The following is a 23,936-nucleotide window of genomic DNA, read 5'->3' as shown; positions in this document are numbered from 1 at the left end:
GCGCCGGCCCCTTCGAGAGGGAGCCGTGCGCCGTGAAAAGCCGATGAATACTTGTGATTGACGCGTAGCGGACCAGTTACCGGTTACGCCGCCAGCGATCGGATCATGCCCGCAGCCACCGTGTGATGCGTCGCTTCGTCGATCAGCACGAAGGCGCCCGTGGCCGGGTTCGCGTCATACGTATCGGCGGCGAGTGGCTTTTGCAGGCTCAACTGCACGCGGCCGATGTCGTTCATCGCGAGCGTGGTCTTGTCCGTGCCATGCAGCAGCGTCGTGACGTCGAGCACCGTATCCACGCTGCCGATTTTCACGTACACCGAGCTCGTCGCTTGCTTGAGCACGTACTTGCGCTGGGGTGCCAACGCGTCTTCATCGAACCAGCACACATCGGCGGACAGTTTGCGCGACGGTTGCAGGGCCGACTCGGCCGTGACGAACGTGTCACCGCGCGAGACGTCCACATCTTCCGCCAGACGAATCGTCACGCACTGGCCGGCAAACGCTTCTTCGAGCAGACCGCGCGGGCCGACAATCTCGGCGACCGTCGCATCGCGCCCGGCGGGCAGTACGCGCAGCGCTTGGCCGACGCGCACCGAACCCGATTCCACGCGGCCCATGTAGCCCCGGAAGTCATCGGCGTGCGAGCCATCCTGACGTGCCACCAATTGCACCGGGAAACGCAGTTCGCCGCCCGTCTGCGCCACCGGCAGCGATTCAAGCACGTCGAGCAGCGGCTCGTCCTGATACCAAGGCATACGCTCGCTGGCCAGCACGATGTTGTCGCCCTTGAGCGCCGACACCGGTACGAAACGCACGTCTTGCAAACCGAGGCGATGCGCCAGTTCCAGATAGGCGGCACGAATCGCGTCGAACGTGGCTTCGCTGTAATCGACCAGATCCATCTTGTTGATGGCGACGATCACGTGTTGCAGGCCCAGCAGCTTGACGATGGCACTGTGACGCTTGGTCTGTGCGAGCAACTCGGTCCGGCCATCGACTTCGGTCACGCGTGTGGCATCGACCAGAATGATGGCGGCGTGAGCCGTCGACGCACCGGTAACCATGTTGCGCGTGTATTGCTCGTGACCCGGCGTGTCCGCGATGATGAACTTGCGGCGCGCCGTCGTGAAGTAGCGATACGCCACGTCAATGGTGATGCCCTGCTCGCGCTCGGCTTCGAGGCCGTCGGTGAGCAGCGAGAAGTCGATATCTTCGCCGGCCGTGCGCTTGTGCTTGGCACGTGCGAGGGCCGAAAGCTGGTCCGTCAACACGGCCTTGCTGTCGTACAGCAGGCGGCCGATCAGCGTGCTTTTGCCGTCGTCGACGCTGCCTGCCGTGATGAAGCGCAGTACGCCGAGATCTTCTTGGTGAGGGGTGAGGCTCATGGTCAAATCCACTCGAATCCGTGGCCCCGGCGCTTGCGCGCAATCTGCTGCGCGCGCCGGCGGGCCGTATTTCTGTTAGCTCGAAAAGCCGGGTTTTCTATCGTGCGACTTAGAAGTAACCCTGTTTCTTGCGCTGCTCCATCGCCGCCTCGGACGCCTGATCGTCCATGCGCGTGGCGCCGCGCTCGGTGATATCGGTCACGGCCGTCTCGGCGATGATTTCCACCGGGCTGGCGGCGACGCTGGCCACCGGGCACGTGCAGCTGATGTCGCCGACCGTGCGAAAACGCACCGACGCCAACTCGCTCGACTCATCGTTCTGCTTCGGCGTGAGCGGCGTCACCGGCACCAGCAAGCCGTTGCGGCGCACGATCTCGCGCTCATGCGCGTAGTAGATCGACGGCAGATCCAGATTCTCGCGGGCGATGTATTGCCACACGTCGAGTTCGGTCCAGTTCGAAATCGGGAACACGCGCAGGTGCTCGCCATTGTGCAGACGTGCGTTGAACAGGTGCCACAGTTCCGGGCGCTGCGCCTTCGGGTCCCACTGGCCGAATTCGTCGCGGAACGAGAAGATGCGCTCTTTCGCACGGGCCTTCTCTTCGTCGCGGCGTGCGCCGCCGATCATCGCGTCGAAGCCGTGTTCGGCAATCGTCTCGAGCAGCGTGACCGCCTGCGCAGCGTTGCGCGAATCGGTTTCGCGACGCAGACGCACGGTGCCGCGCTGGATCGAATCTTCCACGTGACCGACGATCAGTTCGGCGCCGAGTGCCTTGGCATGACGGTCGCGAAACTCGATGACTTCCGGGTAGTTATGACCGGTGTCGATATGCACGAGCGGGAACGGCAACACCGTCTTGCGGTTCGGGCCGAGACCGAAGGCTTTGAGCGCGAGGTGCAGCACCACGACAGAATCCTTGCCGCCCGAGAACAGCAGCGCGGGCTTGCGGCACTCGGCCACGACTTCGCGCAGGATGTACATCGATTCCGCTTCCAGCCAGTCCAGATGATCCATCCGCGCGCCGCTGGCCTGCGCGACTTCGTGCATCGCACCCATAGTGTTCCCTTCCTTGACGATTCCGTGATTCGTTTTGCTTCGATGCGTCGCTTGCGGCTTATTCGTGAAGCGCGGCGTCGCATCGCATGGTGTTGTTGGTCTGTCGCGTGCGCGTCAGTTCGACTGCACCGAGACCGGGATCTTGCTCAGGTTGCCCGCGTGCAGCCCGCATTCCTTGCTGTCGCGCGACTCCCACCACCAGCGGCCCGCTCGGCTGTCTTCACCGGGGCGGATCGCGCGGGTACACGGTTCGCACCCGATGCTCGGGTAGCCGCGTGCATGCAGCGGGTTGACCGGCACATCGCGCGCGGTGAGGTACGCCCACACCTGCGCTTCCGTCCAGTCGAACAACGGGTTGTACTTGGCGATACCGCGTGCCTCGTCTTGCTCGGCGAATGCCAGTTCGCCACGCGTCACCGACTGCTCGCGACGCTGGCCCGTGAGCCACGCGTCCGCATCCGCCAACGCACGGCCGAGCGGCTCGACCTTGCGAATCTGGCAGCAGGCTTTGCGCAGGTCCACGCTTTCATAGAAGGCGTTGGCACCGTGCTCGCTGACGTATTTCTCGACCGCATCGGGCTGCGGCGTGTACTGCACCACGTCGTAGCCGTAGCGCGCCTTGATCTTGTCGATCATGCCGACGGTCTCGTCGTGCAGACGGCCGGTGTTGAGCGAAAAGATCGTGATCGGCAGTTGCTGGCGCAGGATGACGTGCGTAATCAGCATGTCTTCGGCGGCCAGACTGCTCGCAAACTTCACGTTGCGATGCAGCGAGGCGATACGCGCCAGACGCTCGGCCAGCACGGCCTCCATGTCGTCGAGCAGCGCCGCGTCCAGATGCTCGGCGTGCGCGACGCTCGACGGCACGGCAGCCGGGGCAGCGGGCGACATTGACGATGCAGACACCGCCGGCTGCCAACGGGATTCGTTTCGCATGTCGCGAACTCCTTGTTTTGTGTGGGGTGTCAGCCGACCAGCTTGACTGCCGCGAGCGTGAGCGTGGCCGCCAGCGCCCCGCGCACGATGCGCTCGGGCAAATGGCGGGTCAGCTTCGCGCCCAGCCAGATCCCTGGCAGCGAGCCGATCAACAAACTGCCGAGCAGTGCCCAGTGCACCGTCTCGAGCCAGATATGGCCCAGCGCCGCAATTGCCGTGAGCGGCACCGCGTAGGCGATATCCGTACCGGCGACTTCCGCCGGTTCCAACTGGGGGTACAGCATCAGGATCAGCGTCGCGCCCACGGCACCGGCGCCAATCGAGGAAATCGTCACGAGCACACCGATGACCGCGCCAACGAGTACCGTGGCAATCGTCTGCGTGCGGCCCGTCAGCTGCCAGTTCGGGTGCGCCCGCAGGGCCGCCAGCAACTTGGCGCGAAACAGGAGCGAGAGCACCGTGAGCAGCACCGAGGCTGCAATCGTCAGTTTGATGACGTGCAAGGCGTTGTCATCGATGCCGCCAAGGCGCTTCAGCCCGAGAATGGTCACCAGCGCCGCCGGCAGCGCGCCGAGCGTGAGGCGCCGCACGATGTGCCACTTCACATGGCCGTGCGAGCGGTGCGCCACCGTGCCGAAACTCTTGGTGACGGCGGCAAACGCCAGATCGGTGCCCACGGCGACCGGCGCCGCGTAACCCAGCAGGAGCGTCAGCAGAGGCGTCTTCAGCGAGCCGCCGCCCACCCCGGTCAGGCCGACCAGCAGGCCGACGCCAAATCCGGAAATGGGTTCGAGCCACAGCGACATGTATGACGTTCCTGATGGGTCTAAATGACTGAAAGGAATAACGTTATCGAAACAGTGGCACCCACTGTAATGAAAACGCTATATACTTCAAACGAATTAAAAATTGTTTGTATATTTTCTAAAGTTATACAAATGAACCTGCACCAGTTCCGTTTTGTGCGCGAAGCCGTTCGTCAGAACTTCAATCTGACGGAAGCGGCCAAAGCGCTGTTCACCTCCCAGCCGGGGGTTTCAAAGGCGATCATCGAGCTAGAAGAAGAGCTGGGTGTCGACATCTTTGCCCGTCATGGCAAGCGCGTCCGTAATCTGACGGAGCCGGGGCGCATCATTTTCGAGTCCATCGAGCGGATCTTGCTCGAGGTCGAAAGCCTCAAGCGCATCGGCAAGGACTACGCCGCACAGGATCAGGGCAACCTGACCATTGCGACGACCCACACGCAGGCGCGCTATTCGCTGCCGCACGCGGTGGCCGAGTTCAAGCGCCGTTACCCGAAGGTGCGTCTGTCGATCTTGCAAGGCAGTCCGACGCAGATCGCCGAGATGGTGCTGCACGATCAGGCCGATCTGGCCATCGCGACGGAAGCCATCGCGGGCTACAAGGATCTGGTCTCGCTGCCGTGCTATCAGTGGCAGCACGTGGCCGTGGTGCCGCCTGACCATCCGCTGTTGCAGTTGTCGTCGGTTGGCATCGAGGATCTGGCGAAGTACCCGCTGATCACTTACGACCCGCAGTTCGCCGGGCGCGCCAAGATCGATCAGGCGTTTGCGCTGCGTCATGTGCAGCCGGATATCGTGCTCGAAGCCATCGACGCGGACGTCATCAAGACGTACGTGGAACTGGGGCTCGGCGTGGGTATTCTGGCGGGCGTGGCGTTCGACCCCGAGCGCGATCGCAATCTCCGCGCGCTTCAGGTCGGGCATCTGTTCGGCACGAACGTCACCCGTGTGGCGCTCAAGCAAGGCGCCTACCTGCGCGGCTATGTGTATACGATGGTCGAGCTGCTGTCGCCGATTCTCACACGCAAGCTGGTCGAACAGGCCTTGCGCGGCGAGCACGAAAGCTACGAGCTCTGACGTTGCGGGATGGCCCCGTTCAGGCCATCCCCCTCCCGATCATCAGGCGCTGCTATCCAATAGCAGCGCCTTTGTTTTATGTGGCTCGCAAGCCGGTCTTTTGACAGCGTTTGCGCGGCTCGCGGCGTACGGTATCCTTGCGTGATTCGACCAAAAGGAGACCCCATGCGCTCACCCCTTCGCGGTATTCGCCTGTCGGGCGTGTTACTCGCCATGACCCTGACGGGTGTGGTGACGGCAGCACACGCCGACATTACCGTCGGCATCGATCTGTCATCTACCGGTCCGGCGGCGGCCATCGGTATTGCCAGTAAGAACGCCATGCAGTTGTGGCCCGACGAGATCGGGGGGCAGAAGGCGCATTACATCTTCTTAGACGACGGCTCCGACCCCGGCACGGCGGTGAAGAATGCCCGCAAGCTCATGAGCGAGAACAAGGTCGACGTCATCGTTGGCCCGAACATCACGCCGAGCGCCTTGGCGATGCTGGACCCGATTTCGGAAGCCAGCACGCCGATGATCACGCTCATCGGGTCAGCTGTGGCGGTTGAACCGCAGGATGCCAAGCGCCGCTGGGCATTCAAGATGGCCGCCAACGATTCGGCCATGGCCGACGTGATGACGCGTTATATGGCCAACCACGGCATCAAGACCGTTGGGTTCATTGGCTTTGCCGATGCTTACGGCGAGAGCTGGTGGAAAGAATTCTCGAAGTTTGCCGAGTTGCGCAAGCTGAAGATCGTGGCGCAGGAGCGATTCAATCGCACGGACACAAGCGTGACCGGACAGGTGCTCAAGGTCATGGCGGCCAAGCCCGACGCGATTCTGGTAGCTGGCTCCGGCACGCCTGCGGCGCTGCCGCAGCGCACGCTGCAAGAGCGCGGGTATGCCGGGAAGATTTATCAGACACACGGCATCGCGACCTATGACTTCGTGCGCGTAGGCGGCAAGGATGTCGAAGGCACGCTGTTCCCGACGCAACCGGGGGTTGTCGCGAAGACGCTGCCCGCTGGGCATCCGGCACGTACCGCGGCGCTGGCGTTCACGAAGAAGTACGAGACGAAATACGGCGTGGATACGGTGACGCAGTTTGCTGCCGATGCTTATGGCGTGTGGGATCTGCTCAACGATGCGGTGCCGCGTGCGGTCAAGACGGCGCAGCCGGGTACGCCGGCGTTCCGTGCGGCATTGCGTGACGCGCTCGAATCGACGCACAACCTGGCGATCCCCAACGGCATCATGAATCTGAGCGCGGCCGATCACGTCGGTCTGGATCAGCGCGCTGGCGTGATGGGTCAGATCAAGAACGGCAAGTTCGTGTACGTCTCGGATTGATCGCGGCATGACGACATACACCATTGCATTTATTGGTCTGGGCGCGATGGGCGGCCAGATGGTGCGTCATTTGATGGCGGCGGGTCATCGGTTGCACGTCTACGCGCGACGCCCGGAAGCTGCGGCCGCGTACGTTGAGAATGGCGCACGGGCGTTTTCGAGTCCGGCTCAGGCAGCGGCGGAAGCCGACTTCGTGATCACCAACGTGACGACCACGCACGACGTCGAGCAGGTTCTGCTCGGCGAAGACGGCGTGATTCATGGCGCACGGCCCGGCACGATCTGCATCGACCACAGCACGATCTCGGCGGAGGCCACCCGTCGTATGGCGGTGCGTCTGGCACGCGAGGGCATTCAGTTGGTGGATGCGCCCGTGTCGGGTGGGCCGTCGCGGGCAGCGGACGCGTCGTTGTCGATCATGGTCGGCGCACCGCGCGAAGCGTTCGAGAAGGTGAAGCCTTTGTTGGCGACGCTGGGCACGACGATCACGCACGTTGGCGACACGGGGGCGGGTCAGGTGGCGAAAGCGTGCAATCAGATCGTTCAGGTCATCAACATTCAGGGAATCGCCGAGGCGATGTTGTTTGCTGCGCGTAACGGCGTAGATCAGGACAAGGTCATCGAGGCGATTTCGCAGGGACTGGCGGGCAGCCGCATGCTGGACATGATGGGGCCGAAGATGGCGCGCCGGGACTTCTCGGCCGGCATCGAAGCGCGGCTGCACGACAAGGACTTCTCGATGATTCTGGACGCCGTGGCGGATGCGGGGCTGGCGTTGCCCGCGCTGTCGCTGGTGAAGGGGCAATTGTCGACGCTGATGGAAAACGGCTGGGGGCATGACGACACGTCGTCGTTACTGCGCGTGCTGGAAGGCCAGCAAAAGCTGCATTGAGCATGAAGAACGCCGGATCGGGACGACGAAGAATCCGACCCGGCGTTTGATACTATCGATGGGCTTGTCGACATCAAAAAATTCGGTCATAATCTCGCCTTCGTCCGGTAGCCGAACAGGCCCGCCAGACGAGTATCACGCTGCGACACCGTTCGGTGAACGCACACCTGCCCAGGTGGTGAAATTGGTAGACGCAGGGGACTCAAAATCCCCCGCCGCAAGGCGTGCCGGTTCGATTCCGGCCCTGGGCACCACTCCTGCCGGTTCTGGCAAGACTTTCCTGATTGTTTTAGCGTAATTTTGGCGTAACCGCGCAAACGTGCCGCATGTTGGCTGGCCTTCAGCGAACCTGAAATCGCGGCTATGATCACTGCCATCAGACCATTCCAAGAACCCTGCCACTTTGATGTTCGGGTGCGTCTCTGTGGTTGCAGCTCTGTGGCTTGTCGCCGCCGCAATATTCAAGACAATCGCAGCGAACTCACAGGACAAAAAAGAAAACGAGGCCACCTACTGGCCCTCGGTGGCGAGGCACTAGCTGGACCGCATTGAGACGTGCAAACGCCCGGCGGAGGGCACATCCATGTTTATCCTCGAGGGGCACGCAGATGACTAAGCAAAATGGCTTTTTGGCGTTGCGGGCAACTGGAGTGCGGTTCCTCTCCTCAGGTGATGAGTCAGCATTCTTCGCTTGGCTGAAGGGAATAGGTTTCATCAATCAGGTCAAGGGTCAGGGGAAGACATTGTTCATCTCAATTGATGAATCGCTGATTGATGAAGGTGGAGTGAGAGAACTGTTGGCCTTGTTTCGTCGATATGACATGGATATGGCGCAGCTCATCGTGTTCGATCGGGATGAGTTTGCTGACTGGTTTCGCGATGATCGAAGTTACTGGCACCCATATGTGTTCGGTTGAAGATGTGCCGCTGGCTTGACCGCCCCCCCCACGAACATTGGGTTCTCCGAGTTCTCGTCAATTTCTTACGGTGTCGAACAGTCCACGCTAATTTCCGGCCCCGGGCACTTTTCCCGTTTCAAATAAAAAAAGCCCGCCTGAAATAGCGAGCCATAAGCCGTACTGACTACATCAGTTATTCCATCGCCTATCCCATCACTGTCGGCGACATGCCGGGCCCGGGCGAATGCAATACCCGGCTCGGACTGATCAACTTCGCTGACACGACGGCGGCCTGCGCAAAGGTATCGAAGTAAATCGCGTGCTCAGCGTTCTTCACATGGGCACGCCGGATTTCCTGTTCCGATTCGCTCCATGCATAGCCAAGAAATTTGCCGTGGTTCAGAAACCAGACGACGTAGCCCTCTCGTGGGAGCGCCTGAGGCACCGGATGCGGCTTTGCCGCCCCGGCCCGCTTGCCTTTTCCTCGCTTGCGCTTCGGAGGTTGCGTGTCATCATCTTTCGCGTCACTCATCGATCGCTCCTTGAACAGAAGTTGCCATACCAAAGTGGGGGCACTTCCATCATCGCAGCGAGGAGGGCACTTGAGTTTCAGTAACTTCCGAATCACGTGACACAGCGCGTTGACATTCGATAAGCGCCGGTCCTTTTCCCATGCTGTCCAACGCTTTACGCGGGATTTACCGAGGCATCGACCAATTAGCCACCTCTCGATATGAAGTGGGTAGCAGCGACCAACGCCGTGCAAACCGTGATCAACGTACCGATCAACCGCCACATCAACGCGCCCATCGACTGATGCATCTCGATGCGCAATCCGTTGATTTCGGAGAACACCGTTTGGCGTAGCTCGCGGACCTCCTCTTTAACGCTGCCAATCTCGCCTCGGAGCGTGGAGACCTCGCCGCCGATCTCTTGTCGAACTTTGGCAAACTCGCCGCTTATCTCCTGCCGGACTTTGCCAAACTCCAGATTCACTTTCGCGAATCCCTGATGCATTTCGGAGCGCAGCGTGCCCACCTCGCGCGCCAGGTCTTCCTTGGTCGCAAGCGTCGGCAAGACCGCTTCGATTTTCGTTACGCGCTCGTGAAGTCTCATGCTGTCGTTCCTGTCGTGACTGTCGGCGTCGCCGATACCTGCGCGCGCTTGGCGCGGGACTAATTTCCGGAGTGTTCCCATCTCTACCTGCACCTTCCGCCGTGCCGACACGTCTGAAACGTCTCGTCACGGCAGGTTGAATACGGAGTGCAGCCCCTGTTATTTCGCGAAAAAACGCGGACATTTACCAAACTCTCCGCGCCGCCCTCGCATCCATCGGGCACTGCATGGAATCACTCTATCCCGCCACCACACCCCGCTGGTTCTGCGTAGTCCGCGCAGCCCCTTGCGCCAAACACGCCACGACATCCTGTACCGTCGCACGCGCACTGCGCATCACACCAATGAGCGTCGCCGACGCGTAGCCCGTCCACTCTCCGTAACCGACCAGCCACAAACGCGGCTCGTCAATCGCCCGCGTGCCGTCAACACGAATCCGCCCGTCGTCATCGGTAAGACCCAATCCGGCCAGGTGCCCCAGCGCCGGACGAAACCCCGTACACCAGATCACCGCATCGACCCGCGTATGCGTGCCATCCGCCCACACAACGCCATCGTCGACAAAACGCTCGAACGGCCGCACCGCGTTCAGCACGCCGCGATCACGCGCTTCTCTTACCGGCGGCAGCATCACGATGCGTCCCAGACCACTGTCCGGAAACGGATCGGGCAAACCACGCTGCCTCGCTTGCCATCGTGCCGTCGCCTGCTCGAAAAGCACGCGCCCGTCGACGTCGTCAGGAAGATATTCGGGCGGTGCCAGCGTGACCCACGTTGCATCGCACGTCGATGACAACTCCGCGAAAATCTGCGCCCCCGAATTGCCGCCACCGATCACAAGCACGCGCGCACCACGCAAATCGCCAACGTCGCGGTAGTCGGCCGAGTGCCATTGCCGTCCGCGAAACAACGCGTGCCCCGGGTACGCCGGGATATACGGCGAACGCCACGACCCGGTCGCGCTAATCACTGTCTTGGCCAACCAAGCGCCTCGGTCCGTCTCCACCCGCAACGCGCTCCCGCCCGGCTCACGAACGACGCGCGCCACCCGTACCGGCCGTTCAACAGGCACGCCATACCGCGCCTCGTACGCCGTCAAATACGCCACCACCTCATCGCGCGACGGATAGTGCCGCTCACCACCCGGCATCGGCCATCCCGGCAACGAACTCCACTGCGCCGGGGAGAAAAGTCGCAACGACGGCCATGCACGCTGCCACGCCCCTCCCGCCTCGGGCTGGTCATCGAGCAACACATGATCGACTTGCCAGCGCCGCAGGAAATACGCCGTTGCCAACGCCGATTGCCCGCCACCGATCACCAGCGTATCGACGGCCCTCACAGACGACTCCCCCGTGCGACTCATGCGCCATCCCCTTCGTCCACATGCACACGCGGCCCCACCTGCTTGAAGTAGCGCCCCGGCGACTCGCCGAATGCCCGCCGGAACATGGCGATGAAATTGCTCGGCGTGGAATAGCCCAGCGAATCGGCAATCGTGCTGACCGGCTCGCCTCTGGCCAGATGTTCAAGCGCATTCACCAGCCGCGCCTGCTGTCGCCATTGCGTGAATCCCATGCCGGTCTCCGCAACGAACAGACGCCGCGCAGTGCGCGACGACACCCCCGCGTGCTGCGCCAGCGCCTCAAGCGACGCCTGCCCGCCAAGGTCCTCCAGCACGGCACGCGCGATCCGCGACACACGGGCATCGATCGGCATGGGCAAACTCAGCGGCTCCGCCGGCGCACGCTCGATTTCATCGACCAGCACCTGCGCCAGACGCAATTCGTCCTCGGTCAGTTCGTCGCGCGCCGCCCACGTCACGGCCCGCTTGACCAACGCGGCCAGCAGTTCGGAAACCCCGACCACACGTGGCGTCACCGGCAAGCGCTCGCCGGCCGAGGGCGCCACCAGCACGATCCACCCGCTCACCACGCCGATAAACGCTACGCGGTGCGTCATACCCGGTGGAATCCAGCCCGCACGGTACGGTGGCAGCAACCACGACCCGTGGGGTGTATGCACGTGCACCAATCCCGAGTGGATACAGAACAACTGACCGCGCACGTGCGAGTGCCAGTCGAGCTCTCGCGTGCCCATCCGGAAGAGACTGCGCTGATGGTCATGTCCGCCGAACGCCCAGATGGGCGGTCCGTCGAGCCGGTCGTTGGGCTTGTACCGGGCAAAGGGAGAGTCCGAGAACGAGACCAGCACTTGGTCCGTATTCATGGGCGTTCGGTCAGTGCTCATGAGTTTGTCCGATTTGCATCATTGAATGACCAAACGATGTTATCAGGTCACTCGTCGTCGCGCAGACAATGATCGCAGTGCAACAACCGACCGCCCCAGGGGGGTCACCGAAAATCATGTCTGCCTTGCATGTCACCATCATCGGCGCCGGCCTCGGCGGCCTGTGTCTCGCGCAGGGGCTGCGCCGCGCCGGAATCCCGTTCGACGTCTTCGAGCGGGACAGCGCCCCCGCCGCCCGCTTTCAGGGCTACCGCCTGCGCATCGATGCCAACGGTTTCGACGCCATCGGCCAATGCCTCCCGGACGGACAGGCACAGCGCCTGCGCAAGCACGCCGCCGTTGCGCGTAATGGCGGCCATTTCGTCACGCCCGCGCTGGACGATGCGGACGTCGTACTGCCGCCGAGCTGGCACGAGTCACATACCGAGCCGACAGCTATGCCCCGCCCCGCCCCCCAGCCTCGCCGAAACATTGCGCGCCCCAAAACGCACGACGGCGCCCCGCCCGGCGACCTAAGCATGCACCGGCAGACATTGCGCGAGATTCTGCTCGACGGCATTCTCGATCACGTGCATTTCGGCAAGACCTTCACGCACACGACACGCGCTGCCGACGGGCAACGCATTGCCCATTTCGAAGACGGTACGTGCAGCGTGCCGGGCCTCGTCGTTGCCGCCGACGGCACCCACTCGCGCGTGCGTGAGCACCTGTTGCCGGGCATGACGCCGCGTGACACCGGCAACGTCTGTTTCTACGGCCTCACGCCCGTATCGACAGCACTACTCGTGCTAATGGACAGCCACGGCGAGGCGACGTTGATGGAAGGCAGCACCGTCGTGTTTGCCGATGGCTTTGCCGTCGTGGTCGACGCCATGCTGTTCCGCCGCGAATCGAGCACCGGCGGGTACGCGACGTCTAACCTGCAAAAAGATGGCACGGATGGCACGAACGCCGGCACCGGCGACGCCACCCGCATGCCGCTCTCGCCGGTCTCCGACTATCTGTACTGGGCATTCATCGGCCCATCGCAAGCCCTGCTCGGCCGCGAAGGGATGGCGGCCGACGCGTCCGGCCTCGTGCCGCTCGCCCACATCGACACACTCACGCGCCGTTGGCACCCGCACCTGCGCTCGCTCTTTGCGCACGCGGTGCCCGACACCGTGCGCACCATGCCGGTACGCAGCACGACCAGCCCGCTGCCGTGGCAACTCGACGGTGTGACAGGACTGGGCGACGCCGTACACACCATGAGCCCCGCCGGCGGTCTTGGCGCCAACACGGCGCTTTGCGATGCCGCCATGCTGACCCGCCATCTGCAAGCAGTCGCCGCCGGAGAGCAGCCGCTCGCGCAGGCCCTCGCCGCTTACGAGCGCGATATGTGCGAGCGCGCACGCGAAGCCGTGCGACTCGCGGACGCCGCCGCCGCGATGCTCAACGCACGCCGCGCAGCCCCGCAGGAAGCCGCGCCGACCAACGCGTCGACCAGCGCCGACGCCGTCCACCTGTAGGCCTCCTGTGAAGCGTCGACGCTCCCGTGGTACTTTTACGGCAACGACATTGCGCGCGAGGAATGGCCATGTACACCGTAATGGGTATCACGGGACGAGTCGGCGGCGTTATCGGTCACGATCTGCTCAAGGCGGGCCTCCCGCTGCGGGCCATCGTTCAGGACCCCGTCAAATCGAGCCGATGGGCGACGCTGGGCGGCGAGATTGCGGTGGCCGAGAATGGCGACGTCGAGGCACTGACCAACGCGTTCCGGGGCAGCAACGCCGTGTTCGTGATGTTGCCGCCCAACGCCGACCCCGAGCCGGACTTCTCGCACGCGCGGCATCTGATCGACGCCATCCGTCAGGCGCTCGCCGCCACACGCCCGAAGCGGGTCGTATGTCTTTCGAGCATCGGTGCCGATTGCGAAACGCCCAGCCTGCTGACGGCGTTGAGCATGTTCGAGACGGCGATGATCTCGCTCTCGCTGCCGGTCACGTTTTTGCGTCCGGCGTGGCTGATGGAGAATTTTTCGTGGGATATCGCGCCAGCGCGCGAGCGTGGTGTACTGCCGAGCTATCTGCAACCGGTGGAGCGCGCCATCCCGATGGTCTCGACCAGCGACGTCGGCCACGTAGCCGCACGTGCCATGCAAGACGACATCGATGGCGAACGCGTGCTTGAAATCGAGGGGCCGGAGCGCTATTCGCCGGACGACATCGCCGCAGCCTTAGCCCGCGCACTAGTACGAGACGTACACGCCGAAGCGGTACCGCGCGCAGCGTGGGATCCGCTCTTTCGCGCGCAAGGCATGCGCAATCCGCTGCCGCGAATTCAGATGCTCGACGGTTTCAACAACGGCACGTTCCGCTTTGTTGACGATGGCCGCAATGCCCTGCGCGGCGACGTCACGCTCGTCGAAGCCATTGCCGCGCTGGTGCGCGAAAGCTGAACCGGCGCCTGAATCAGCGCAGCGAGCGGCTAACTAACGGCTCTCGCGGCAAACCGGCACCGCCGCCAGCAACGCGGGCCATTGCTGTGCCCACTCGCCATCATGGGCCACGCCGCTCACCACGCGTGTGCTCACGCACCGGCCACCCACAGCGGCGGCAAACCGCGTAGCGACGGACGGTGGCACAACGGTGTCCTGTGCACTGCTGAAATGTATCTGCGGCATCGCTGCCACTTGCGCGGCGACGTCGATCGGATTGCGCGACGCAGGCATCGGCGATACACGATGCAACTGGTTCACATACTCCACATCGAGGTTACCGGCCACCGTGCGCAGCGATGCCACGTCTCGACGGCGCGCCGCAATCAATACCGCAATCGCACCGCCTCCCGAGTAGCCAATCAATTCGATACGCTGCCCCGGCACCTGCGCGGCAATACGATCGACCGCCTCGTTCATGGCATCGATCACTTCCGGCGAAAATCGCTTGCCGGTCCAGTACGGCACACCGCATCGCGGGTTCTGCGCCATCGGTGTGAACTGACACGGGCGGGCCAGATACACCACGTTGGGCGACGGATCGACGGCAGCGAGTGCCAGCCCGGTCGCGGCAACGGGTGTCGGATCGAGCGACGGTTCAGTGCGCGAGAGCCACGCCAGCCCGTCGCCTTCGATATAAATTCGGACGGGCGCATCGGCATGCGCAATACGGGCGAAAGCGGTGAGCACGAAGTCCCGGGTCTGCAACGTCTCGCGATGCAGACCGGCGGGCTCCGCAAGCGCTTCGGCGTGCTCGTCGCGATCAAGGCTGGAGCAGCCCGACATCAGCAATGTCGCGGCAAGACACACGCCCGCGACATACCGAATGCCGGCCATGGCATGCCACATCACTGCGCTCCCTCGCGCTGCTCGGCCACCCAACGCGTCAGGTCTGCCGCCGCACGCTCGATCACCGGCTGCCATGCCGAGCGTGCCGGCTGCCTGAGCAGACGCATACCCGGATACCACGGCGTGTCCTCACGCTCCAGCAGCCAGCGCCAGTCCGGCACGAACGGCAGCAGCACCCACACCGGCCGTCCCATCGCCCCGGCCAAATGCACCGGCGACGAGTCGACGGAAATCAGCAGATCGGCCAGATGCAGAATGGCCGCCGTATCTTCGAAATCGCGAATCTCTTCGCTCAGCGACACGATCGACATGCCATCGGGAGGCGTATCGGCTTGCGGCGCCGCCGGCCCTTTCTGAATCGACAGGAACGTCGCGCCCGACGCCCCTAATGGCGCCAGTTGGTCGAGATGCACCGACCGATTGCAGTCGTTCACATGCTCGGGCCGACCGGCCCAGACCAACGCGACCCACGGCTTGGGCAAATCTGCGAGGCGCGCCTGCCAATGCGCAATGCGCGCGGGGTCGGCGCTGAGATAAGGCAGTTGCCCCGGCAAGTCATCCAGCTTGAGCCCCATCGCCATGGGCAGGCTCATCAACTCGCAATGCTGATCGAACACGACCGGCAGCGTGCCGCGCGCGACGATATCGTCGTCGCCCCACATACGCTTGGCGATGGAGAACGTTTCTTGATTGACCTCGAAGATCACGCGCGCCTGACTGCGCTCGCGCGCCCATCGGGCCATACGCATGAACTGAAACGTGTCGCCGTAACCCTGTTCGTCGTGAATCAGCAGCGTCTGCCCGGGAATGGGCTGACCGTCCCAGCGCGGGCGTTGCACCTTGCGCTCGATCGACTGGGTGTGTTCCAGACTGTAGCGATACCGATATTCGCGCCACCCGCGCTCGAAGTCACCGAGCAGCAGCAGCGCCTCGGCGAAGTCAAAACGATTGGACAGATCTCCCGGCACTTGTTGCGCAAGCATGCCCAGCACGTCGCACCCGGCTTGCGCCTTGCCCTGCGCCCGCAGCACCATCGCCAGCAGGCGCCACATCGACATCGGGGCGACGCCCTGTGACACGACACCGCTGAGCAACGCCTCGGCACCGGCAAAATCCTGTTCACGCACCAGTGCCAGCGCCCGTTCGTGAATCGCCACCACCTCCGACCGCGCTTGATGGGTATTCGGTGCCGCGAGATTCTGCTCGCTGGCTACCGCGCTCGCCTGTGCAACCTGAGGCGCGGCGCCCGACACATCAACGTCGGTTTGCCCAGCAGCACGCTTGTCGATCTCCGCCTGAATCGCAACAAGCACCGCACGCGCGTCCGCACTCTCCGGTTGCAACGCTACGGCTTCGCGTGCGCTCGCCAGCGCGTCGTCCCAGCGACCGACCAGCCCCATAATTCGCGCGCGTGCGCCGAGCGTGGACGGATGCCGTTCGGCAAACGCGCTCATCACCTCGACAATCTGCAATGCCCCTGCCACATTCCCGCGCGACAGCTCCACGTCGGCGAGATTGCGATAAGCGTCCACAAACTGGGGATCGATCTCGATGGCCCGGCGCGCCAGCACGGCCGCTTCGTCAAATCGTTTCGTGGCACTCAATAGCGCCGCCAGATTGCTATGCGTATCGGCGCGCTGCGGCGCCAGTTCGAGGGCACGGCGATAGTGCGCCTCTGCGGCATCGGCTCGCCCGAGCAATCGCGCCGTGTTGCCGAGATTGTTCTGTGCATCGGCCGATGCCGGTTGCAACTCGCTGACACGCAGCAGGCACGTCATGCTCTGTTCTAGCTCACCCGCTTCCTGCAACACGATGCCAAGATTGTTCCATCCGGCAGCGAAGGCCGGGTCGATCGTCACCGCCTGCTGCCCGGCTAGCTTTGCCTCCTCCAGACGTCCCGCCTGACGACACATCTCCGCCAGATCGGACCAGAACGCCGCCGGTGCACCCGGCGCGTCGCAGGCCTTTTTCAGGTGATCGATCGCCATCTCGCGCTTGCCGTAGGCGTGCGCCATCAGCGCCAGCAGATAGTGCGCGTCAGGCTGACCGGGGTCGACATCCAGCACCCGGCGGCAGAGCGTCTCGGCCTGTGCGGCCTGTCCGGCTTGCCAATGCGATTGCGCCAGTGCGATAGCCTGAGCGAAGGTAAGTGTGCCGGGAGCGGGAGCGGAGGACATCGGGGAACGGGGTGTCGTGCTGAGGGGAGAAGGAACCAGCGGTGAGGGACTGCGCAATACTTCCACGGCGGTCGCAGCCATGTCAAATGGTGCGACCGCCGTGTGTTACATCAACGCATCAAAACATCAAAGCATCAGAAGCGCTGTTGCACGCGCACGATACCCGTGTGCGAGATGAAACCCGAACCCGCTTGCAGTTGGTAGCGCACGGATGCCGTCAGGTTGTTGGCGCGCACGAGCGTGAGACCCAGCGAAATGTCTGCCAGATCCGACACCGGCGTTGCGCCCACCGTCGTGAAGCCGGTCTGACCAATCGGGTCAGCCGCGAAGCTCGCCCCCGTGGCCTGACGCGTACGGTTGTACTCGTGCACCCAACGCAGGCTCAGCTCCGGCACCAGGCTGCCATACGACGTTTCGAACGGCAGGGCAAACTTCGCACCCAGCGCGCTGCGCACCGAGCTCGCCGATGCGCTACCCACCGACAACGCCGTGCCGTTACCGCCCGTTTCCGTGTAGCTGTTCTGGTTCAGATAGCTATACGTGAGGCTGGCGAGCGGCGTCACGACCGCGCGGCCCACTGCCAGCGGATAACCGAACTCGGCGCTGGCCACGTATTGCTGGCCGTTGAAGTTGCCGTTGGCCATGCCGCTGAAGCCTTGCATCGTCACGATGCGCTTCGTGTCGTAGCGTTGCATCACGACCGAGCCCGACAGGTTCACGTACCACGGCTCGCCCGTAAAGGCGGCGTAGCCGATCAACCCGTAACCGTTCACACCCGTGCTGTTGCCCGACGTGCTGCCATCGTTGTTGATGACCGTGCGCGAGAACTGGAATGCACCACCGCCACGCCAGTGATCGCCGAACGCGCGATCGGCACCGACCAGCAGGCCGCCATAGTTGGCGCTGTAGCCATCGACACCGTCGCGTGCCGACTGGCTGGCGTGACCGCCGAAGGCCTGACCCCATGCCGCCCAGTTCGAAGCGCTGTCGCCAGTGGCCACACCGGTGCCACCGGCCTGCGCAACGCGCAGGCTGTTGACGTGCGAGTTGACCACACTGAGCGAATCGAACGTGGCGGCACCTGCGGCACGCGTGTGCTGTGCCGGGGCCAATTGCTGGCCGACGCGGTTAGCTGAACCCGCCGACTTATCGCTGAGCGAACCCAACGTGGCGTTGTACAGGTTGAGCAACTGCGGATCGCTCACGCCGGTATAACCCAGCAGCCCGCGCAGCGACGAGACGGCATTCTGATTCGAGGCGATGGTGGCATTGGTGCGCGGGTCGAACGTCGGCTGACCGCCGTTGTTGCCGCCTTCACTGCCGCCCGGGGTACCACCGTTGTTGCCGCCGTTATTGCCACCGTTGTTGCCGCCGTTGTTGCCGCCGTTACCCGGGGTGCCACCGTTGTTCCCGCCGTTATTTCCCCCGTTGTTGCCCGAACCCTGCGCCAGCGTCACCACCAGATCCTGATGCGAGCCATTGGCCACGGAGGCACCGGTCGCGGCAAGCGTCGTCGAGCCGTTGACCTTGTACACCAGCGAATCGGCGTTGTAGTTAGCCGTGCCGGCGGTGTCGATCACCACGTAACGCTGACCTGCGGCGAACGTGTAGCCCAACGATTGCAGCGCGACGCTCGAACCCGAGGCGAGCGTGGTGTTGCCGCTCACCACAAGGCGGCCGTAACCGCTGTCCGTGGTCATGTCGCCCGTGGTCACGGCATTGTTCGCCACGCCGATTTGCAGCGTCCCGCCTGCTGCCTGTGCATAGTTGCCCGACACCAGAATCGGACGATTGATCTGCAACACCGACGAATCGTTGTTTGCGGTGCGCAAACCGGCCAGATCGAAGTTGTTGTTCACCACCAGGTTGCCGCCGTTGAAATGCACATCGGCGTTGGTGCTCACGATGGTGCCGGGGTATGTGGAGAAGCCCGTGATCGTACCGAACGTCGAATCGGTGGCACCGCTGATGCGCAGATCGTTGTTCGAGCGGTTGATGATCCAGCCGGCAATCGTGCCCGCATTATTGATCTGGCCAATGCTGGCGTCTGCGGCCTGATTCGAGATCGCGCCGCCGAGCGCCGTGATCACACCACCCGCAAGGTTGTTGATCGTGTTGATCCGGTCGCGGTTAGTGATCGCGTAGTAGTCGCCCGAGATCAGACCCGCGTTGTTGATCGCACCAATCGTGCCGCCGTATACCGTGCCGACAATGGTCAACGTGCTGTTCTGAATCCCGGAGGAGGCTCCGCCGCCGGTCCCCGTGATCTTGCCGCCGGCGAGGTTGTTGATTGTCCCAATGGTGCCGCCGAAATTTCCCACACCGTACGCCGTTGTGCTGAAGATCGTGCCGCCGTCCCCTGCAATGGTGCCGCTGTTCGTCAGTGTGTCGAACGAGGTAACCGGAGTGGCATTGCCCGACGCCCAGTTCACGAGCCCGCTATACCCGCTGATCAACCCGGTATTGGAAAGCGTACCGAACTGTCCGGTGTTGACCATACCGACTGCATTCGCCGTGCCATCCGTCGCGGCAATCGTGCTGGAGTTCACGGCGGAAGTGATCACGCCGCTGTTGTACACGCCCGACATCCTGCCGGAAATAAGGCCCGTGTTTTCCAGACGGGTCAGCGCAGTCACACTGTTCACGCCCGACATGTTGTCCGAGCGCAACGTGCCGCCGTTGACCAGCGTACCGACCACGCCGCCGTTGTAGAGGGCCGAATCGGTCGCGCCTGTCGAATGAATCAGGCCGTTATTCTCAATGCGGGCAATGCCACCACCATTGGTGCCAATGGCCAGTGCCGATGTACCCGTCAGCGTGCCATTGTTCGTCAGTGTTCCGAGCGAGCCGTTGATCGAGCCGTAGGTTGTCCCCGTGACCGTGAGGTTCGCCCCGTCAAACGTCCACGACGGCGATGCATCGATGGGCACGCCTGCCATCAGCGGCGTCGTACCGGCAATGGTGCCGAGGTAGTTCGGCGCGAAGATCGTGACGACCAGATCGACGTTCGCACCATTACCCACACGCGCACCGCTCGCGGCCAGCGACGGATAACCGTTCACCACATAGCGAAGCGTCGCTTGGTTGTAGTTGCTCGTACCCGCCGTATCGATGACGACGTAACGCTGGCCGCTCGCAAAAGCGTAGCCCAGCGATTGCAGTGCGATCGTGGAGCCCGGCGCGATATAGGTGTTGCCCGAGACGACCAGACGGCCATAGCCGAGGTCGGTGGCGATATTACCCGTCGTGTTCGCCCCGCTCGCCACACCGATTTGCAGCGTGCCCGTAGCGGCCTGAGAGTAATTACCGTTCACCTGAAGCACGCGATTGACCTGCAGCACCGACGAATCGTTGTAAGCGGTACGCGAACCAGCCAGGTCAAAGTTGTCGTTGAGCAGCAGGTTGCCGCCGTTGAAGTGCACATCGGCATTGGTACTGACGATGGTGCCGACACCACCGCCAAAGCCCGTGAGCGTACCGAACGTCGAGTCGGTGGCACCGCTGATGCGCAGATCGTTCGGCGAGCGGTTGATGATCCAGCCCGCGATGGTACCTGCATTGCTGATCTGCCCCAGCGAAGAGGTGGCCGACTGATTCGAAATCGCACCACCCAGGCCGGTGATCAACCCGCCGGCGAGGTTGTTGATCGCACCGATCGTATAGTCGTTGTAAATGCCGTAGTAGCCGCCGGAAATCGTACCGGCGTTGTTGATCGTGCCGATCGTTCCCGGATTCGTCAGCGTGCCGGCGAGAGCGCCTGAGTTGACGATCCCCGAGACGATCGCGCCGCTGTTGTCGGTCGCGGTAATCAAGCCGCCGGCCTGATTGTTGATCGTCGTGATCGTTCCGCCCAGGTTGCTCACACCTCGCGCCGTGCCCGAAATCGTGCCGCTGTTCGTCAGCGTACTCAGCACCGAATTGGAATAGCCGGTCCCCCCGTTTGCCACGGCCCATTGGCCGGACATCTTCCCGCTGTTGACCGCCGTACCCAACGTACCGGTGTTGGCAAGACCACTCGTCGAGCCGGCAAGCGTGCCGCTATTGTCGAGACGCGTCAGCGAACCGCCGTTGTTCACTCCGGCAAAAGCTACCGCGGAAACTTGTCCGCGATTGGTCAACGTCCCGATCGTGCCGCCATTGAAGAGGCCAGAGTTATTCGAACCGGTTGCCGCGATGGTGCCGTCGTTTTGGATACTGGCGATATTGCCCGTACCAGCGACCGAGAACGCGTAAGTGCCGGTCAGGGTGCCGGTGTTCGTGATCGTGCCGAGGCTGCCCGCGATCGTGGTAAACGTCGTGCCCGTGACGGCAAGGTTCGAGCCGTCGAAGCTGAAGACCGACGGCACGCTGGTGGGCGTACCGGCAGTCAGCCCATACAGGCCACCCATCGTGGCGTCATAGTTCGGACCGACCAGCGTGACGACGAGATCCTGGCGCCCGTTGATGAGCAGTTGCGCGCCGCTACCCGTGAGTGTCGGGTTGCTGACAAGGTAGTTCAGCGCGCCGGCATTGTAAGTGGCGGTATTCGCGTCGATGACGATAAAGCGCTGACCGGCCGCCAGCGTGTAGCCCATCGACTTGATCGAGACGGTCGAGCCCGCGGCCACCGTTGCGTCGCCGTAGACCAGCAATCGACCGTAGCCGAAGTCCGCCTGAATATTGCCTGTCGTGAAGGCACCGTTCGCCACACCGACTTCGAGCGTGCCGCCGGCGTCCTGCTGATAGTTGCCGTAGACCGGGATCGTCCCATCGAGGTGCAACGTGGCACCGCTGTTATACAACGTGCGCATGCCAATCAGATCGACGGCTTCGTTCAGCACGATGTTGCCGCTGCTCAGTCGCAAATTCGAATTGGCGTTCATGATGCTTCCCATGAACGTGCCGTACGTATTGCCCGTGCCACCCGTGATCGTCAGATCTTGCATCCCGAGGTGCGCAACGTCACCTTGAATGACACCCGCGTTGTTGATCGTGCCAATCCCGCCAGTGCCCGAAACGATGGCAGCCATACCCCCGAAAATCGTGCCGCCTGCCAGATTGTTGATCACCCCGATCGTGCCGTTGCTGTTGTTGATCCCGTACGTATCGCCCGAAATCAAGCCGCCATTGGTGATCGTGCCGATCGTGGCATTAAAGGTCGTTCCCCCGACGAGGTAGCCCGAATTGTCGATACCGTGAACTTGGCTGCCACTGCCCGAACCCGAAATCGTCCCTGCGGCGGCGTTACCGTTCGCGCCAGCGTTGACGATCGACGTGATGGTGCCCCCGAGGTTGCGCACCCCCGCGCTCTGCCCGAAAATCGTGCCAGCGTTGGTCAGCGTGCCGATGGAGTGCCCGTTGGCATCGTTGAACACGCCGAGATCCGACTGGATCAGCCCACCACTTGCGTTGCTCAGCGAATCGATGCGATTGGCGTTATACACGCCGCTGCTGCCGTTACCGGCCACGGAACTGGCAAGGATCTGCCCGCTGTTCGACAGCGTGCCGAGAATGCCGTAGTTCTGCACGCCGTTGGCCACCGTCGCAGTAGTTTTGCCCTGAATCGCACCGGTGTTGGTCAACGTCCCCATTCGCGAGGTGTTGACCACCCCGACCGAATTGCCAGCAATCACGCCCGCATTGTCGATCGACGTGATGGTGCTCAGATTCTGGACACCGAAAACGCCACCCGAGATGCTTCCGCTATTTTCAATCGCGGAAATCAGGCCGAGGGCGTTGCGAACCCCGTACGAACCAGTGCCCGAGATCACACCGGACGCGTTGTTGTGAATCGTTCCGATCGTCGACGCGTTGGCAATACCGACATCCGTCCCGGTGATCACGCCGGAGTTCTCGACACGATCGAGCGAGCTGTTCACCGTAGTGCTATTGACGTACGCGGTCGTGTTGAGAATGCCGACCTGCCCCTTGATCGTGCCCGTCGCAGATCCGGCAACGTTGTTCGAGATCGTGCCGATCGTCCCGCCCGTGTTGCTGATGCCGTTGGTGCCGCCGGAAATCGTACCGGTGTTGCCGATGTTACCGAGTTTGGCAGGCACGGCAGGGTCCGCTGCCGCCACGGAAACGCCGTTGCCGCGGTCGCTCGCGCCGGCAATGGCGCCGGTATTCGTCAGCGTCCCAACAGTGCCCGAGACCTGAACGGCAGCCGCGTTGAACAAGCCATTCGAAATCAAGCCATTGTTGACGATCGAGCCCAGCGCCCCGGCGACGGTCACGCCAGTTTGTGTGGCCGAGATGGTGCCACTGTTCGTCAGACCCGACTGATTCGACAGGACGCTGTCTGCCGTAATGGCAACGCCCTCTGTGCCGCCGGAGATCGCGGCGCCAGCGCCAACCGCGATCTGCCCAGTCAGGTTGTTGAAGTTCACCGTCTTAACGCCGGACATCGAGACGTTCAGATCGGTACCGTTCCAGTCCCAGACGGGGAACCACCCCGTTGCGGTGCCGGGGGTCAGCGCGTAACCGCTGTTATCCGATTGGGTGAGGATCCCCGCGTAGGGCGGCGCCGCATGAGCTACCCCCGACAGTACCGCGAGTGCTGCGGCTGCGGCCGCCTTGCGCGCCCGGCGACGATCGACCGAACGCGACTTGCCGCTATGGCCGCACGCGATTTCCGATGCGACCTGATACATGCCAAGACTGGCGCTCCACACCACGCGGTAGACGTGATTCATCTGATTC

The 23,936-nt window shown here is 63.0% G+C and carries 17 protein-coding genes, 1 tRNA gene and 1 pseudogene; 7 read left to right on the top strand and 12 right to left on the bottom strand.

The genetic code is table 11. From position 1 onward, the window contains the following. Window positions 1–83: 83 nt before the first annotated feature. From PIN31009_RS06695 to PIN31009_RS06680, 4 genes are all read right to left on the bottom strand, one after another. Window positions 84–1,385 carry a sulfate adenylyltransferase subunit 1 gene (locus PIN31009_RS06695; protein WP_150683574.1) on the bottom strand — a complete coding sequence of 434 codons (1,302 nt, stop codon included), beginning with the start codon at window positions 1,383–1,385 and terminating at the stop codon, window positions 84–86. 109 nt (window positions 1,386–1,494) lie between these two features. Beyond that, window positions 1,495–2,442, bottom strand: coding sequence for a sulfate adenylyltransferase subunit CysD (gene cysD / locus PIN31009_RS06690; protein ID WP_150789744.1), 948 nt, complete (start codon window positions 2,440–2,442; stop codon window positions 1,495–1,497). 114 nt (window positions 2,443–2,556) lie between these two features. Further along, entirely contained in the window at window positions 2,557–3,333 is a 777-nt protein-coding gene (locus PIN31009_RS06685; RefSeq protein WP_150790239.1) for a phosphoadenylyl-sulfate reductase, read from the bottom strand. A gap of 74 nt (window positions 3,334–3,407) precedes the next feature. Continuing rightward, window positions 3,408–4,184 (bottom strand): sulfite exporter TauE/SafE family protein, encoded by a 777-nt coding sequence (locus tag PIN31009_RS06680; RefSeq protein WP_150789743.1) that lies wholly within the window; start codon window positions 4,182–4,184, stop codon window positions 3,408–3,410. A 132-nt stretch (window positions 4,185–4,316) separates the two neighbouring features. Between PIN31009_RS06680 and PIN31009_RS06675 the strand changes: the two genes are divergently transcribed. From PIN31009_RS06675 to PIN31009_RS06655, 5 genes are all read left to right on the top strand, one after another. Continuing rightward, window positions 4,317–5,258, top strand: a complete 942-nt coding sequence (locus PIN31009_RS06675; protein ID WP_058375510.1) for a CysB family HTH-type transcriptional regulator — start codon at window positions 4,317–4,319, stop codon at window positions 5,256–5,258. A gap of 165 nt (window positions 5,259–5,423) precedes the next feature. Next, entirely contained in the window at window positions 5,424–6,593 is a 1,170-nt protein-coding gene (locus PIN31009_RS06670) for an ABC transporter substrate-binding protein (protein WP_174997005.1), read from the top strand. A gap of 7 nt (window positions 6,594–6,600) precedes the next feature. Further along, the gene (locus PIN31009_RS06665) at window positions 6,601–7,485 is read left to right on the top strand and encodes an NAD(P)-dependent oxidoreductase (RefSeq protein ID WP_150789742.1); all 885 of its coding nucleotides are present in this window, start codon (window positions 6,601–6,603) and stop codon (window positions 7,483–7,485) included. Window positions 7,486–7,654: 169 nt separating this feature from the next. After that, a tRNA-Leu gene (locus tag PIN31009_RS06660) sits at window positions 7,655–7,739 on the top strand. A 354-nt stretch (window positions 7,740–8,093) separates the two neighbouring features. Beyond that, window positions 8,094–8,402, top strand: coding sequence for a hypothetical protein (locus PIN31009_RS06655; protein ID WP_150789741.1), 309 nt, complete (start codon window positions 8,094–8,096; stop codon window positions 8,400–8,402). 187 nt (window positions 8,403–8,589) lie between these two features. Here the strand turns inward: PIN31009_RS06655 and PIN31009_RS06650 are convergent, their stop codons facing one another. The 4 genes from PIN31009_RS06650 to PIN31009_RS06635 all read right to left on the bottom strand — a co-directional run bounded on the left by PIN31009_RS06650 (window position 8,590) and on the right by PIN31009_RS06635 (window position 11,729). Further along, window positions 8,590–8,916, bottom strand: a complete 327-nt coding sequence (locus PIN31009_RS06650; protein WP_150683569.1) for a hypothetical protein — start codon at window positions 8,914–8,916, stop codon at window positions 8,590–8,592. Between the two features lie 185 nt (window positions 8,917–9,101). Next, window positions 9,102–9,500 (bottom strand): DUF1640 domain-containing protein, encoded by a 399-nt coding sequence (locus tag PIN31009_RS06645; protein WP_174997003.1) that lies wholly within the window; start codon window positions 9,498–9,500, stop codon window positions 9,102–9,104. Window positions 9,501–9,738: 238 nt separating this feature from the next. Then, the gene (locus PIN31009_RS06640) at window positions 9,739–10,866 is read right to left on the bottom strand and encodes an ArsO family NAD(P)H-dependent flavin-containing monooxygenase (RefSeq protein ID WP_150789739.1); all 1,128 of its coding nucleotides are present in this window, start codon (window positions 10,864–10,866) and stop codon (window positions 9,739–9,741) included. Further along, window positions 10,863–11,729 (bottom strand): AraC family transcriptional regulator, encoded by an 867-nt coding sequence (locus tag PIN31009_RS06635; protein ID WP_150789738.1) that lies wholly within the window; start codon window positions 11,727–11,729, stop codon window positions 10,863–10,865. The genes PIN31009_RS06640 and PIN31009_RS06635 overlap by 4 nt, the downstream gene beginning before the upstream one ends. 137 nt (window positions 11,730–11,866) lie before the next feature. Between PIN31009_RS06635 and PIN31009_RS06630 the strand changes: the two genes are divergently transcribed. Beyond that, window positions 11,867–13,258 carry an FAD-dependent oxidoreductase gene (locus PIN31009_RS06630; RefSeq protein WP_174997001.1) on the top strand — a complete coding sequence of 464 codons (1,392 nt, stop codon included), beginning with the start codon at window positions 11,867–11,869 and terminating at the stop codon, window positions 13,256–13,258. Window positions 13,259–13,326: 68 nt separating this feature from the next. Then, window positions 13,327–14,190 (top strand): NmrA family NAD(P)-binding protein, encoded by an 864-nt coding sequence (locus PIN31009_RS06625; protein ID WP_150789736.1) that lies wholly within the window; start codon window positions 13,327–13,329, stop codon window positions 14,188–14,190. 33 nt (window positions 14,191–14,223) lie between these two features. Here the strand turns inward: PIN31009_RS06625 and PIN31009_RS06620 are convergent, their stop codons facing one another. The 4 genes and pseudogenes from PIN31009_RS06620 to PIN31009_RS06610 form a co-directional block, all read right to left on the bottom strand. Continuing rightward, window positions 14,224–15,078 carry an alpha/beta hydrolase family protein gene (locus PIN31009_RS06620; protein ID WP_150789735.1) on the bottom strand — a complete coding sequence of 285 codons (855 nt, stop codon included), beginning with the start codon at window positions 15,076–15,078 and terminating at the stop codon, window positions 14,224–14,226. Continuing rightward, window positions 15,078–16,238, bottom strand: a complete 1,161-nt coding sequence (locus PIN31009_RS28455; protein WP_425495476.1) for a glycosyl transferase family 8 — start codon at window positions 16,236–16,238, stop codon at window positions 15,078–15,080. The genes PIN31009_RS06620 and PIN31009_RS28455 overlap by 1 nt, the downstream gene beginning before the upstream one ends. A gap of 306 nt (window positions 16,239–16,544) precedes the next feature. Then, window positions 16,545–17,255: pseudogene (locus PIN31009_RS28450) on the bottom strand (tetratricopeptide repeat protein); the annotation flags it as partial. A gap of 134 nt (window positions 17,256–17,389) precedes the next feature. Further along, window positions 17,390–23,929 (bottom strand): autotransporter domain-containing protein, encoded by a 6,540-nt coding sequence (locus PIN31009_RS06610; RefSeq protein WP_150789733.1) that lies wholly within the window; start codon window positions 23,927–23,929, stop codon window positions 17,390–17,392. Between the last annotated feature and the right edge of the window lie 7 nt (window positions 23,930–23,936).

It is taken from the genome of Pandoraea iniqua, from assembly GCF_902459685.1.
Taxonomy (GTDB): domain Bacteria; phylum Pseudomonadota; class Gammaproteobacteria; order Burkholderiales; family Burkholderiaceae; genus Pandoraea; species Pandoraea iniqua.
The sequence above is the reverse complement of the archived record's forward strand: the minus strand, read 5'-3'. Positions and strand labels throughout refer to the sequence as shown.